The sequence below is a fragment of the Dyadobacter subterraneus genome (assembly GCF_015221875.1).
Taxonomy (GTDB): Bacteria; Bacteroidota; Bacteroidia; order Cytophagales; family Spirosomataceae; genus Dyadobacter; species Dyadobacter subterraneus.
The window spans coordinates 560,885-575,770 of the sequence record NZ_JACYGY010000002.1 but is presented as its reverse complement, the minus strand read 5'-3'; the positions used below and the strand labels follow the sequence as shown (position 1 = coordinate 575,770).

The following is a 14,886-nucleotide window of genomic DNA, read 5'->3' as shown; positions in this document are numbered from 1 at the left end:
TTAATACCATTCACTATGAAGACAGAATTAATATCTGACCGCACAGCACTTAAAGATCGCTGGACTGAATTTAAAGCAGAAAATCCTAAAACGCGTATCCGTGACGCAGCCAGGGAATTGAATACCACAGAAGCGGATCTGGTTGCCACAGGATTGGGTGAAAATATAATTTTGCTTGAAGGTGATTTCCGTGAATTGCTAAAAGATGTTCCTTCTTTGGGTTATGTGATGGCGCTGACGCGTAATGATCATGTGGTGCATGAGCGTAAAGGAGTATATGAAAATGTTTCTTTCAACAACCATGTTGGATTAGTTTTAGGACCAGATATCGATCTGAGATTATTCCTTGGCGACTGGAAATTCGGTTTTGCTGTGCATGAAGAAGATCGTCACAGCCTTCAATTCTTTAACAGTTTTGGAGATGCAACGCATAAAATTTATCTGACCGAACAAAGCAACAAAGAAGCATATGACGCTTTGGTAGAAAAATACCGCGCTGCGGATCAGGAAACTTTGGCTTTAACAGCAGCAAAACCTGAGAAAAAAGCGGACGAACCAGCTGGTGATATTGACACAGCAGCTTTCCAGGCAGAATGGCTTACATTGAAAGATACGCACGAGTTTTTCGGACTTTTGCGCAAATATAAATTGTCAAGAAAAGAGGCGCTTCGTCATGCTCCGGAAGGATATGCGTACCAAATCAAACCGGAAAGTATGAAAGCCGTTTTTGATGCTGCTTCTGAAACAGAATTGCCTATCATGGTTTTTGTTTCAAATCCAAACTGTATCCAAATCCACACAGGTCCGATCAACAAGATTTTTGTTATGGGACCTTGGTTAAATATCATGGATCCGGCATTCAATCTGCATTTGCGTGAAGATGCAATTGATGAGGCCTGGGTTGTGAGAAAACCTACGGAAGACGGAATCGTAACCGGTATTGAATTGATTGACAAAGAAGGTGTTATGTTTAACCAGTTTTTTGGAAAACGTAAGCCTGGTCAACCCGAGTTAACGGCTTGGCCGGAATTGATTGAGAAGTCGGTTGTTAAAAAATAATTGCAGGTCAGAGACTGAAATTATAAATTCAAGTGGACGATTTTATACCAAAATTCGGTAGTAGAAACCGCTCGATAGAGCATCCTGTTTATAGAAAATCGATTTCCGAGCTAGGTATGGACTCCGTAGGAGTCGCCTGTTATATGGAATAGATTACGAATCAGGCAGGAGGCTCCGAAGGAGCCAGGGAAATCGAGATATCCGGGATTTTCTATAAACAGGAGGCTCCAATGGAGCCGAAAAATCTAAGTTAATATATTATTTCGCCATAGTGATTCAAATGGGCTGTTCCGTCTCGGAGCAGTCTTTTTTGTTTTTAACCGCTATGGGCGCTATAGGTTTCGCAATGGATGCAATGGTTTTTGTGCATGTCAAAATGCTATTGTGGTTAAGATGACAAAGTGATTGATTATTGAAAGTTTTATTACCGGTCGGACGGCGGAAAAAGCCGTCCGACCGGAGGCCCGTCCGACGGTTTTTTCTACCGTCGGACGGGTATTAAAAGTTATTTTTCGCATCCATCGCGTCCATTGCGAAAACCATTGCGCCTATTGCGGTTAGATATAGTCTCCTATTCAACCTTCAATTTCCCTCCCCCGGAATAACTTCTAAATTCCCCTTGATACATCGCATCAGCCGCCGCAGGCCCCGTTGTAAAAATCCCTTTCGAAACAATTCTAACTTGATAATAAAACGACTTTTCAATTTTATCAGCTGTTGTGAAGAAGTGAATCCGGTCATCACGAATATCATAATAAGTCGGAACAGCCGTATTTTTGATCCATGGCATATCCCTTGGCTCCGTAATCCTTGGATTTTCAATTTCAAAACCAGCCGGTAACAAATCAGTCACGACTACATTTTCCACCGGAAGTCCATTTGTACTTGAAAGCGATAATTTAACCACAACCAGATCATTTTGATGCAAAGCAGAAACCGGTTTCCCATCACGCGTCAGATACTGCCGACGGATACTTAATCCCTGATCTTCCTCCACAAAAGCACCAGTGGCAGACATTCCTTCTGATTGTGCAAACCAATATAAATCACCTTTTCCTTGAGTGATTATAGCCAATTTTTGATTGACAATTCCTTTGGCGATTTTCAATTCCTTCCCATCAAAAGCAGCGATTTTCTTGCCATTAATCAGGGCAGAACCCGTAACGGTTGAAGCAGAAGTTTTCTTGGCCACTTTTCCCAAAGCCAAAACCGCAAAACTTGCTTCCTGCGTATTGATGTAAGAAGCAGACTGAATTGCCTTTGATAACTGACGTGCTAGCGGCGTGATCTGTAAATTATCACCATCCGTTTCCAAAAGCGTATTGAGTACCAAACCCAGATTTCTTAATGGAGAAGAATAACTGTCATCAAAAACAGTACTGCCATTTTGGAAAGTATAACTTTTTGGTAAAATCGAACTGAAACTTCTTGTATCACCAATTAATTGGAAAGCTCCGGCCAGCAGATAGCGGGCGTCAACTGTCAATAGTTGCGGATTTTGCTTATAATAATTCATTGCGGAACGGTTGGGCGAACCGGTTAGAGCAAGAACATATAAAGAATAAATCGTCTCACGCCGCGCAACCGTTTTACGTACTTTTGTCAATGATTCTTTTGGCAAATCATTACTTGTGCTGGCTATCGCAACTTCTCTCGTCGCAGTTGTTCCCGTTTTACCAGTCAGATATTCGATCGCTTTGCTTAATGTTTTTGGATTTATTTCAAATCCTGCACGCCGCGCTTCTTCCAGGAAATGAACAGCATAAGCGGTTGTCCACCAATCTTCTGTAACCGAGCCCGGCCACATGACTGCCCCGCCATTAAACAATTGCTGTGATTCAATTTTACGGATTGCCTGCTGCACATTCGTAACCGGATTGAAATCACTTTCTCCTGTTTTTACAAGATAAACCGGAGTAGCCATTGCTTTCGCCAGATCAGCGAAATACAGCTGAGGAAAGGCCTTTGAAATCGTTTGTTCCAGACAACCATATGGATAGCCCAAAAGCGTGGAAAGTGCTTTTCCGCCACCTCCAACCAATGGAGAACGGCTTAATACGACCTGACTGTTTGCAGTAGAAGGAATAAAACTAGTAGTAAGATTTATCAATCCCTGCTGTCCGCCGGCAATTAATCCGGAGCTGCTCGTTTTCAATAATGGAGAAGCCGGGCGTACGGTAATTTCCGTTTGCTGTGTAAAAGTTTCTCCAAAAGCATTCACTTTCACGATTACTTTTCCGGCACCAATGGCAGTCAGAGCTTTTACAGAAAAAATTGCTCTTGTTTCTTTTCCGGCAGGAATATTGATTTTTTGAACAGTTGGGGTCGAACCGGAATTTAGCGGTCCGCTTACTTGCAAAGTCACCGTAGCATCAGCTGCTTTTTTCTCAGTATTACTAATATTAACTGGCAAAACCAGCTCATCACCCGGACTTAAAAAACGTGGCAAACCGGCACTGATCACAACCGGATCTGCCACTTTCATATTTTTATTTGCCGAGCCGAAAGCGTTGTCTTTATACGCAACAGCCATAATCCGCAAATCGCCGCTGAATTGGGGAATGTTGATATCAAAAGTGGCTTCTCCGTTTCCGTTGGCAGAAATTTGTCCGCTCCAAAAAGAAACCAGTTCTGTTCTTCCGTTACTTAACGGGTTAATTCTTTTTTCCAGATCATAACCATCACCACCAAAACTAGACGCACCGGAGATATTTAATTCCGGGAAAAGCAATGCATATAAATTATGACTGCTAACTTCCAAAGCGCGTTTTTGATAAAAATAACCATGAATATCAGGCGTCTTGAAATTCTTGATCTGTAAAATTCCCTCATCAACCACGGCAATTGTTACTTCTGCGTTAGGTTGTGTTTTAATGCGGATTTGCTGCTTCGTTTTTGATCTTGACTTTTCAACAGTAGTGATGGAAACAGGAAGATTCCGCTTTGAATCTTCTACTAAAACAGGAATAAAACCATTGGCAACCGTTAGCGGCAAATCAGAATTATCAAGTGGACGAATTAAAGTGGCTGTCACAAAAACATTTGGCAAATGTTCCTCTTTCAAGCTGAGTTTCAATTCTGCTGCTTTCTTTTCAGTAGTTAAAATGTGATGTTCCTGCACACTGTTTCTCTCCACAGTTACTAACAATCTGCCGTCAAATGGTGTTTTAAATAGGATTTTTGCCGTTTCCCCGACATTGTATTTTTCCTTATCGGTTTCCATCAAAACCCGCCCTTCATTACTTACTTCAAAAGACGAATATTGTGTGTAACCCGAACCATATGCATAAAAATTGGCAACGCTGTAATGTTCCGCTTCCGGCCGGCGAATTCTCACTTCATATTCTCCCGAAACCGTTGGAACATAACGGAAAGTATTTTTTCCATTGATAAGATTGAGAATATTGGAATAGACAATCTTTTCACTTTTTCTGGAAGTATAGGTCAGTTGCTCGTTTTTCTTTTCTACAACGGTCTGATATTCAAGTCGAACGATTTCAACTTTTGCCTTGGCACCATTTTGTAAAACGCCTTTGCTGTTCACTCCGACAATTTCAAAAGGAACCGGCGCATTTACTCCGACATAAGAATCAGGCAAATGAATTCCATAAAAAATGTTTTGTGTAAAAATATCAAAATGCTGCAAACGATTAACCGGACGGCCATTTTCATCAAAAACGGTAACATATATTTTTCCTTCCAAAACGCCGATATCCTTTATTCCCGGAGCCAGCGGAAATTTTTCGGTTGCTTGTCCCTGCTCATTCGTTATACCTTGTCGCCTTTCTTTTTCGAAAGTGGTTTCAGCAGGAATATCAAAAGTGAATTCAGGAAAACCGGCCGCAAAAAAGCTTTTCCGTTTCAGTTGAGATTCCATCTCATAGGTTCGGTTACTAGCCGGCGGACCGAATAGATTTAGTGCCGTTGCTGTCAGTGAAATCGTGCTGCTGGAAGCATATTCTTTTTGTGCGCCGCTCAAATCAACTTTAATTCGATCCGGCATAAATTCCTCGACATTAACGGATTGAGAAGCCAGTAAAACGTCGTTGGCATTGTATACTTCCAAAACGTAGGTTCCGGTGAGTGCGGCAGTTTCCATGGTTACTTCCGTTTCTACTGCACCTTGCTTATTGGTACTTTTCCGCCAGGTTCGGTATTCTCTTCCATTGGGTGTAACCAGTCTTAATTTTAGCGGAACTTCGGCCGCAACCTGCCAATTTTGATTTCGGATGACGGTATTGAAATGAAGTGTTTCCCCCGGCCGGTACATATCGCGCTGGCCATAAATAAATGCTTGTAAACCGGAAGTATTATCCCGCTGTCCCTCTACTCCAAAACGGGAAGTTTCCACGCGGGTATCATCCAGTAGCAGATAATTGAAATCTTCTTTACTTCCCGCCGTTATCATCGCCAGTTTAAAACCAGGTGCTTTTTCACCCAGTTTTTCAATATGAGCGATGCCGTCTCCATCAGTTGTAGCTGTGAAAATGGATTGATTGTTAGTACTGATTAAGGTGATTTCCAGATTGGCCAGCGGCTCGTTGGTTTTTATCGAATTGGCAAAAACCCAAAGCTCATCTTTTCCCTGTTTGGCAATTAATCCGATATCAGAAATGGATACCAGTTTTGTCGCGCCCAGATATGCTTCATCTTTTGAATTAACGGAAACCAGGTAAATTCCACGGCGACCATTGTCATCCGGCAAAGCAATGTTTAATGCTGAGATTCCTTTGGTTTTTGGAAGATTTTCTGTTTCAACGACTTTGTTTACAATGATATCGGTGAAATTATTTTCTTCATCATTGCCGTAATTGAATGCACCCGTAGATTTCCAGTCTTCACCCACATAACCATATTCCTCCCAACGGTTTGAGCGAACGTAACTCAAAATATTATTGGCATAAAGTTTGGCTATTTTGACCTGAACTTTAGGAACATTGACAATCTGAACGCCCATATTCCGAGAACCTTTTGGCGTCATATAGAGCGCCTTTTTGTTGGCAAAGGAAATTCCCGCAGGCATTTTTCCAAAGAATAAATCACGGGAAGTTTCGTCTTCCAATGTTTTACCAAGTACGCCTTTTAATGTTTTATTGATTAAAAGTGCATAAGTATCAGTTTCGTTAAAATCACCCCTCAGAATAAAACCATTTTCTGTCAGTTCACTAGTCAAAGTTGCGACTGGATTGATTGAAAAACCGGTTTCAATGGTTTCTTTGACAATTTCCTGTGTTGTAATGACCCGTACAAATGCAGCATTGTTTTCAAAACCAGTCTTGATATCAGATACTTCTAAATGAAGCGGCGATGGTAAACTGGTTGTCCTTTCTAAAATTTCTTTTGTGGCGTACGTTGTGTTTTGCGCTTTTAATCCTTTGTCTAACGTGATCTGTAATGGTATTGGATTATTATCCGCTGCGCCGATATTCTGCAATGCGAGCGTAATTATTTTTCCTTCAGGGGATGGCAGGATTTTGTACGAAATTGATTTTTCCGCCAGCGTTAACTTTAATCTTTCGGCAACATTTTGTGTATTGACAGGATAATTAAAAATCAATTTTACCCGTGCTTCCTGCCGACCGGTTTCCTTTGAAAGTGTCCACCAACTTTCCGTTTCTATCAGTTGGAGATAAGGGGTGTGGAAATCTACCGTCTCAGAGGAAACGCCATACTTTTTTTCCGTTTTGGATTGAGATAATAATTTGTCGGTAAGTTTGGCTTTGTAGTTTGTTGCAGATCCAAAACCATTAACCGGCGAAAAAATCAGTTCATTGGGTGCTGACCATTTGAATTTCCCGCGAACGGCTGGTTCAAACTGAATGTATTGCGTTGAATCCCAGTTATCAAGCTGATTTTCTGAAACAAGATCTTTATTGAAAGTAAAAACCAGATTTTGAGATTGTCCAATCTCGTCTTTAAAATTTGTTCCGGCAACTTTTACTTCATTCAGAGAAGAGCAGCCATTGAAAAAATATGCAGAAAAAAGAATAAAGATAAATAACGAGGAAGAGAATTTTCTCATGAGATGTTAACGAATTTTTCGGACTAACAGGATTTGTTTTGAGGCAATAACGTTTTTTTATCCAAAATCAGGATATGAAAAACGGATGATTTTTTATAACAAAAAACCATCCGTCTAAGTTAACAGTAATTGTATCAAATCTTATTTTTGTCTGTCCTGATTTGTGTTAACGGTCAGAAAAATTTTTAGTATCAGAAAGCCTGCATTACCTCTTCAATCGGTTTTGCACTTTCAAAATAGGATAGCAAACGCATTAAAATTCCTTCGACTATCGCGTCCGGACAAGAAGCTCCGCAGGTTAACATAATCCTGACTGGCGTTTTTTCTGGTAAATAATTTTCAGAAACTGTTTCTTCCTTGGTATGCAGATTAAAATGCCTGATCAGATTATTGTCAAGGATTTTATTAACCGATTCTATAAAATAGGTTGGCAGTTTCGCTTCACAAAGTTCTACCAAATGGGAAGTATTTGAACTGTTATATCCGCCGGCAACAATGACCAGATCAGCCGGATGTGTCAGCAAAGCATAAGTTGCATCCTGATTGTCGTTTGTCGCATAACAAAGCGTATCTCTTGTATTGGCGAAACGTGTTTCAACTTCTTCCGGCCGAAGACTGTAATGTTTGGTCATTACATTTTTTAAATAATCTGCAATGCCTTGTGTATCAGAAGCCAGCATCGTTGTTTGATTAACCACACCAATTCTTTGCAAATCTTTTTCAGGATTAAATCCTTCGGAATATTGTCCTTTGAAATCTTCAAAAAATTGTTGTGCAGGAAGTTCGCCTGTTATGTAAGAAGCCAAACGAATCGTTTGCTTCATATCTTCTACAACAATCGTCGGGGCATTTTCCTTGCTATGCGAAAAAGTTGCGCGGGTTTCTTCATGAAATGGTTTTCCATGAACAATAATGGAATAATCCTTTTGTCCTATCTGCTCAGCGCGGTTCCAGACTTTTTCTACAAATGGACAAGTGGTATCGTAGATGTAAGAATTAATTCCAAGTTCAGTAAGCTTTTTCTGGTTTTCAATCGTCGTTCCGAAAGCTGGAACAACAACGATATCTTCCGGCGTAAATTCTTCCCATGGAATTAGCTGGTTTCCTTTGGTGTCCATGATGAATTTTACACCACGATCCGTTAAATCACGGTTTACATCCGGATTATGAATCATTTCACTTAAAAGAAAAATCCGTTTATCAGGATTTTCTGAAATGGCTTTGTAAGCTATATCAATGGCGTTTTCAACACCATAACAAAATCCAAAATGGCGTGCAATCAGAAACTGAACCGGCCCGAAATCCAGTACGGTTGGCGTGAAATCACGTTTCAGTTTATCGTTTTTACGACGGAATTCCTTAATCGGTGTGATGATACGGCTCCGGTAAAAATCGGGTATATTAAACGTTTTCATTTACAGATTCAGTGATTGTAAGTAACAAAATAGGCCATTTTTGAGCAATAGTCAAAACAGGATGTTTTCTTTTTGATAACAAATGAGGGATTGGGTTTGTTCAAAAGGGCTGTCGGCTTTCGGCAATCGGCTGTCAAACTGATGGAAAAATTGGAATTTTAATGGTTGTAAGCCGACTGCTGACAGCCGATCGCCGACAGCCACCAAAATATTTTGTACATTCATGCAACATCTATACAACTAATTGCCTCTTTACCTCAGAACGTTCAAATCTAAACCTTCTGCTTGAAAACGAAATTGTACACCGACCAGCATGTGGAACTGGTAGAGCGTTGTAAACTCGGAGAGCGCAAAGCGCAGTACGAGCTATACAAATGCTACTCTAAGGCTATGTTCAACATTTGCATGCGGATAATAAATCATAACGGTGAAGCAGAAGATGTCTTGCAGGAGGCATTTGTGGACGCGTTTACAAACCTTCACCAATTTCGTCAGCAATCGACTTTTGGTGCATGGTTTAAGCAGATCGTGGTAAATAAGTCTATTAACCACCTTCGGAGCAGAAAGGTAAAATGGGTGGAAATAGATGAATTTCAGGAAACGCTGGAAGATGGTCAGGAAATGGACGACAGCTTTGGCTGGCATGAAAATGATACGACTCTGGAAGTAGAGCGAATCAGAAATGCAGTTTTGAGATTGCCGGATGGATACCGGGTGGTGGTAAGTCTTTATTTATTTGAGGGTTACGATCATGAGGAAATCGGAGAAGTATTGGGAATAAGTGAAACGACATCCAGAACGCAGTATATGCGGGGGAAAAGAAAGTTGACAGAAATACTCGGAAGAGCTTAAAGGAAGGCAAACGCAACGATACTAACAAAAGAAGAGTACTTATAGATATTACATAAAACTAAAAATACAGTATCATTTGAATCGAAACTTTACACTTTATATGTTAACAATCAATGAAAAAGTCTTCTGATAAAAAAGATCGTCTGGAGAGGTTTGTGCGGGATAATAGGGATGGATTCGACGTTTTCTTGCCTCAGGATTCTTTGTGGGATCGAATCGAAAATAGCATTCCTTCGGTACCCGCAGAACCGCAAAAAAAAGTAAAACGACTTAATAATCCTTATTTCGACTGGCGGATCGCTGCCGGAGTGATTTTGGCTCTGGGTATCGGTTATCTCTTCTACCTCAACAAGGAATATGGTGTAACCCGGGATCCCGGTGTTGCGCTTAAAGTGCCCGCTTATGCCCGCGAATTCAATCAGTATAATGTGATGATTGATGAAAAACGGAACGAAATTTTTAAGCTGGCAAGTAACAATCCTGAATTATACAAAGATTTTTCGGCTGACCTCAAAAGTCTTGAAAACAGCTATCAAAATCTTAAATCTGATCTGGGCAATGCCCCTAACCAGGAAGCATTGATTCGTGCTATGATAGAAAATCTGCAATACCAGGTGGATTTGCTAAATCAGCAACTGACTATTTTACAACGTATCAAAAAGGCAACCCAAAGCCATGAAAAAAATATTTCACCTACTGTTTAATATTGCTTTATTATTACCTGCGGGCGCTTTTGCGTTAAGCCCGGAGCCTTCAATGCTTGTTGAAAAACGAAAACATATTGTCAAGGTATTTGAAGTCAGCGAGCGCGACCAGCTTATGATCGATAACCAGTATGGGGAGGTAAAAGTAAATTTGTGGAAGAAAAACGAGATCAAAATTGAAATCATTGTTACCGCTTCGGCCCAAAGTGATTCGAAGGCAGGGGAATATATGAGCTCGGTAACGATTGGTGAAAGCAGAGCAAAAAACCTTATTGGACTTAAAACGATTATCGACAAAAACAGTTTTGCAAGCAACGGATGGAATGCGTTGAGAAAAAAATCGGGTGAAAAGAATTTTATCCAGATCGATTACACGATTTACATGCCGAAGGAAAATGAACTGGTTGTGAAGAATCAATTCGGTGATACAAACATTCCCATTTTTGAAGCGCCGCTTACCATTGATTCCAGACATGGAAATTTCTACGCAAACACGCTTGATAATGTTCAGAATGTGATTAATTCACAATTCGGACAGGTGAAAATCGGGAAAATGGAAGGTGGAAATATGGAATTCAAATTTTCAAATCTGAAACTTGATCAGGTTAAAACGCTTATCCTTAATATCAAAAACGGAGAGTTGTCTATTGGTGATGTTAACGACCTGACAACCAATATTAATTATTCAGAAGCAGTGATTGGAAAACTTCGTGGAAAAGGGAAAATCAATTTAAATTATTCGGATAATTTCAGGATGGAGGAACTTCCTTCTTCGGATGAGCATTTGAATATTCAGGCTCAATTCTCTTCCGTGACACTTCCGGCAGAATCCAACAGCTTTAACGTTACCGTTATGAATGGAAGTTTCACCTGTCCGCCTAATGTGAATTTTTCCAAACAACCTGCCAAACAGGAAAAAACCTACAATCAGTCCAGGCAATACCAGGGGAAAATCGGTACGGGCTCAGGTGCCAGAATTACCGTTTATTCCAATTATGGTGATGTGAAACTGAAAAATTAATTTTGGATTATCCTTCTATCAAAACATTATATCGGAAGTCCAGCGGTTTGAAAGATACCAGAAGTTTTGCGATAAATGTTGGATCGTTCAGGTAAAAATTCAGGAAGTTATCATAACGTTCCTGCGAAGATTTTCCTGGGAATAGTTTGTATTTCAACGCAAGAAGCTGATCAATTTCACTTTCGTGATTTCTTTCTTCTGCTTTTTTAAGGCGTTTTTCCAAATGTTCAAAGGAGTGACGAATGCGGGTTTCTTCTGCTTTTACAGCTCCTATCATGGATTTGTCGATAGCAATTGCCTTGTCTAATATGGTTTCAAAAAGTGCGTAGAAGGCTTCTTTTTCCTCGTCAAGATCCAAAACATTTGTGGAATGTGTTTCTACAAATTTCTTTCTCAATGTTACTTCATCCAGAAACAGGTCTTCATAACTGATTTCCAGTTTTTCAACTTTTTTGCGCTGCTGTTCAGTAATATACATTGCAAAATTCCGTGGTATCAACATTGGGAAGGTTACTTTGTAATGATCAAAAACACCTTTTAACTGCAACCAGTAAGGCACTTCCGAAGGACCGCCGATGTAGGCAAGATTTGGCAAAATAATTTCTTCATACAATGGGCGAAGCACTACATTCGGACTGAAATATTCCGGATGTTCATCAGCAAGTTCAATGATTTCTTCTTCAGTAAATACCAGATCCGTATTTAAAACCCTGTAAAGATTGTCTTCTTTAACAATACGTTCTCTCAGATTATCAACAAGATAAAATAAATTGATCTCACGCGCATTCAGTGGTGTATGGTAACCCAGTGAAGAAAGTTTTTCAGTAGTTTTTATTACAATTTCGGCGGAAGAAGAAGCTGTAAGTTCTTCTTTGATAACCGGTAGAAAATGACGTTTCAGGTCGGCGTTGTCTGCATCGATACAAATCAATCCTTCCTTTCCAAACAATTCGTGCATATAACATCGAACCGCGTCGGATAATGTTTCATTTTCCAGATATGCTTTTGCAAAAAGTAATGGTCTGTCCGGTAGTAATTTAAGAATACTGTGAAGTTCTTTCGGATTAAGCCTCCCAACAGCGCCTTTGTGTTCACCTTTCCATTTATGTGTTTGTCCGTATAAATGAAATGATGCAATTTCTGCAAAATCATGGTCTTCGCTGGCCATCCAGTAAACAGGCACAAAGTTATATTCAGGATAAGTTTCCTTTAATTCTTTGGCAAGGTTAATGATGGTTACAATTTTGTAAATGATATACAACGGACCGGTAAAAATATTAAGCTGATGACCGGTCGTAACTGTAAATGTTTTTTCGTCTAAAAGAATTGAGAAATCCGGCAAATAGGGTTGCCCTGCATATTGTTGTTCCAAAACCCTAACCAGCGTCTGACGTTTTTCCAGACTAAAATCTGCTCTTTGTTTTATAATATCTGCGGTGTTTTCAACCGTAGGAAAAGTGCCGTAAAAGTCTTTAAGCGAAGGTTTTTGATCCAGATAATCGAGAAGGAGCGCAGGGAACTGACCCGTAGTACGCAAATCAACGGAATGAACAGTCATGAAAGGTGGTTTTTCAGTCTCAATTAAAGAATGCAAAGTACTAGGCGTTTAGGGTGATATGCATAATGAAAATAAACCATGCAATTCGTGTGAAAGTTCATGAAAAAAACTGAGTTAAACTACTTCATTAACACTTGTTAAGCAACAGGACCAAACTTATATAAAAAATTGTCAAAAAAATGCCGGAACTAACATAGCTCCGGCATTTCACTTGATCGTCTTTGGTTTTTAGTTTTCCAGATTTTCATCTGGTTTCTTCTTTGAATAAGTAATTAGCTAGGTTAATAATTCAGTTTAATTTCTTTGGCATTACCGCCTTATTTAGAAAATATAATCATTTTTGGCAATCAGGGCATCTGCAATCCGGCGGCGTGCGTCTTTAAGGTTTAACGGTTCAATTTTTGTAAAACGTTTCAAACCCATCAGCATTACACGCAGTTCATCACTTTCTGCAAAACTTGTAATGGCAGATTTTCCTGCACTATTCACTTTTTCTACCGCTTCATTCAAATAAACCTGAGCAATATCTTTTTGCAATGCATTCGCTTCTGCTCCCAATAAATTTATTCTTTTTTCAACCCGAAGCAAAACAGATTCAGCCACGTACGTTTCAATAACCATATCAGCCAGGTTCATGATAATTTCCTGTTCATCCGAAAGTTTGGTCATAAATTTCTGAACGGCAGAACCTGCTACCATTAATACCGCTTTTTTAAGATTTCTGATCACTTTCTTTTCCGCTGCGAAAAGCGTTTCATCTTCATCAAAACCAAAATCAGGAATGGACATAATTTCTTTTCCAACCGCCATCGCCGGTCCCATCAGATCTAGCTGACCTTTCATCGCGCGTTTCAAAAGCATATCAACAACCAGAAGCCGGTTGATTTCATTGGTACCTTCAAAAATGCGGTTTATCCGACTGTCACGGTAAGCCCGATCCATTGGTGCATCGGCCGAATAACCCATTCCGCCATAAACCTGAACACCTTCATCCACCACATAATCCAACACTTCCGAACCGTGCACTTTCATGATCGCACATTCAATCGCAAGTTCTTCCAAAGCTTTAAGTTTTGCTTCCGCATCGCTTAAACCTTTTTCTTTTAGTGTAATGATCAGATCATCAACATTTTGACCAACGCGGTATGCAGCAGATTCGGTCGTAAACATACGAATGGCCATTTCGGCCAATTTGTGTTTTATCGCTCCGAAATTTGAAATGGAAATACCAAATTGTTTACGTTCGTTGGCATAATTGATAACCTGTTTGGCTACTTGTTTTGAACCGCCAAGTGCAGCAGCAGCCAATTTTATCCGGCCTATATTTAAAATATTAACGGCAATTTTAAAACCATTTCCCTGTTCGGAAAGCATGTTTTCGACAGGAACCAGACAGTCATTAAAGAAAATCTGACGTGTGTCAGAGCCTTTAATTCCCATTTTATGCTCCGGCTCATTCATCGTTATTCCGCCGAAGGTTTTTTCAATAATAAAAGCCGAAAGATTTTTATCTGTTTGTCCGCTTGCATCAACGACTTTGGCAAAAACAATAAAAACATCAGCAAAACCACAATTGGTTATCCACATTTTCTGGCCGTTTATGACGTAATGTTTTCCGTCTTCGCTCAGTTTTGCTTTTGTTTTTCCTGAATTCGCATCAGAACCTGAATCCGGTTCCGTTAAACAATAAGCAGCTTTCCATTCTCCGGAAGCCAGTTTTGGAAGATATTTCGCTTTTTGTGATTCGTCTCCATAATATACAATTGGTAAGGTCCCGATTCCTGTATGTGCCGAAAGCGCAACGGAAAATGAATTTCCTGCGCCGGTAGCTTCTGCAACAAGCATGGAAGTATTGAAATTCATTCCGAAACCGCCGAATTCTTCCGGTACAACCGTTCCCATCAACCCAAGTTCACCAGCTTTATCCATCAATGACGACATTAGTTCAGGACTTTTTGCCTGGTCAATTTCGTTCAGTCTTGGCCATACTTCTGTACGCAGAAAATCCCGACAGGTATCTGCAATCATCTGTTGTTCCTCGTTAAACTCTTCCGGAATAAAAATCTGTGATGCGAGTGTTTCTTTGATCAAAAATTCACCTCCCTTAATCGACGTTTTTTTATCTTCTGCAACGGCCATAATGATTGATATTTTTGTAATTAATACAAGTCGTAGATTGATTATAGTATGCAAGCATACTATTTACTTTTTAACAAATATATTTCCTTTCCTAATATTATGCAAGCATACTAATA

General features: G+C 39.9%; 8 protein-coding genes. 4 read left to right on the top strand and 4 right to left on the bottom strand.

Translation table 11 applies throughout. The features are described 5' to 3' along the window. Positions 1–15: 15 nt before the first annotated feature. Entirely contained in the window at positions 16–1,059 is a 1,044-nt protein-coding gene (locus tag IEE83_RS27770) for a hemin-degrading factor (RefSeq protein ID WP_194124015.1), read from the top strand. Between the two features lie 571 nt (positions 1,060–1,630). On the opposite strand, the gene IEE83_RS27765 is transcribed toward IEE83_RS27770, so the two are convergent. Both IEE83_RS27765 and IEE83_RS27760 read right to left on the bottom strand, forming a co-directional pair. Further along, complete coding sequence (locus tag IEE83_RS27765) at positions 1,631–7,081, bottom strand: alpha-2-macroglobulin family protein (RefSeq protein ID WP_194124014.1); 5,451 nt, start codon at positions 7,079–7,081, stop codon at positions 1,631–1,633. 191 nt (positions 7,082–7,272) lie between these two features. Further along, on the bottom strand, positions 7,273–8,496 hold the full coding sequence (locus IEE83_RS27760) for a 4-hydroxy-3-methylbut-2-enyl diphosphate reductase (RefSeq protein ID WP_194124013.1): 1,224 nt from the start codon (positions 8,494–8,496) through the stop codon (positions 7,273–7,275). Positions 8,497–8,781: 285 nt separating this feature from the next. Here IEE83_RS27760 and IEE83_RS27755 point away from each other — a divergent pair, with 285 nt between their 5' ends. From IEE83_RS27755 to IEE83_RS27745, 3 genes are all read left to right on the top strand, one after another. After that, entirely contained in the window at positions 8,782–9,348 is a 567-nt protein-coding gene (locus tag IEE83_RS27755; RefSeq protein ID WP_194124012.1) for an RNA polymerase sigma factor, read from the top strand. 113 nt (positions 9,349–9,461) lie between these two features. After that, positions 9,462–10,052, top strand: a complete 591-nt coding sequence (locus IEE83_RS27750) for a FlxA-like family protein (RefSeq protein WP_194124011.1) — start codon at positions 9,462–9,464, stop codon at positions 10,050–10,052. Then, the gene (locus IEE83_RS27745) at positions 10,024–11,073 is read left to right on the top strand and encodes a hypothetical protein (RefSeq protein WP_228102101.1); all 1,050 of its coding nucleotides are present in this window, start codon (positions 10,024–10,026) and stop codon (positions 11,071–11,073) included. The genes IEE83_RS27750 and IEE83_RS27745 overlap by 29 nt, the downstream gene beginning before the upstream one ends. A 7-nt stretch (positions 11,074–11,080) precedes the next feature. On the opposite strand, the gene bshC is transcribed toward IEE83_RS27745, so the two are convergent. Together bshC and IEE83_RS27735 are read right to left on the bottom strand one after the other, a co-directional pair. After that, on the bottom strand, positions 11,081–12,631 hold the full coding sequence (gene bshC, locus IEE83_RS27740) for a bacillithiol biosynthesis cysteine-adding enzyme BshC (RefSeq protein ID WP_194124010.1): 1,551 nt from the start codon (positions 12,629–12,631) through the stop codon (positions 11,081–11,083). Between the two features lie 321 nt (positions 12,632–12,952). After that, a complete protein-coding gene (locus IEE83_RS27735) occupies positions 12,953–14,770 on the bottom strand; it encodes an acyl-CoA dehydrogenase FadE (protein ID WP_194124009.1) in 1,818 nt (605 codons plus the stop codon). Positions 14,771–14,886 lie beyond the last annotated feature (116 nt).

Bases quoted from the DNA above. Each gene is read 5' to 3' on its own strand.
- bshC (WP_194124010.1), bottom strand. From the start codon at position 12,631: ATGACTGTTCATTCCGTTGATTTGCGTACTACGGGTCAGTTCCCTGCG.
- IEE83_RS27735 (WP_194124009.1), bottom strand. From the start codon at position 14,770: ATGGCCGTTGCAGAAGATAAAAAAACGTCGATTAAGGGAGGTGAATTT.
- IEE83_RS27760 (WP_194124013.1), bottom strand. From the start codon at position 8,496: ATGAAAACGTTTAATATACCCGATTTTTACCGGAGCCGTATCATCACA.
- IEE83_RS27770 (WP_194124015.1), top strand. From the start codon at position 16: ATGAAGACAGAATTAATATCTGACCGCACAGCACTTAAAGATCGCTGG.
- IEE83_RS27750 (WP_194124011.1), top strand. From the start codon at position 9,462: ATGAAAAAGTCTTCTGATAAAAAAGATCGTCTGGAGAGGTTTGTGCGG.
- IEE83_RS27765 (WP_194124014.1), bottom strand. From the start codon at position 7,081: ATGAGAAAATTCTCTTCCTCGTTATTTATCTTTATTCTTTTTTCTGCA.
- IEE83_RS27745 (WP_228102101.1), top strand. From the start codon at position 10,024: ATGAAAAAAATATTTCACCTACTGTTTAATATTGCTTTATTATTACCT.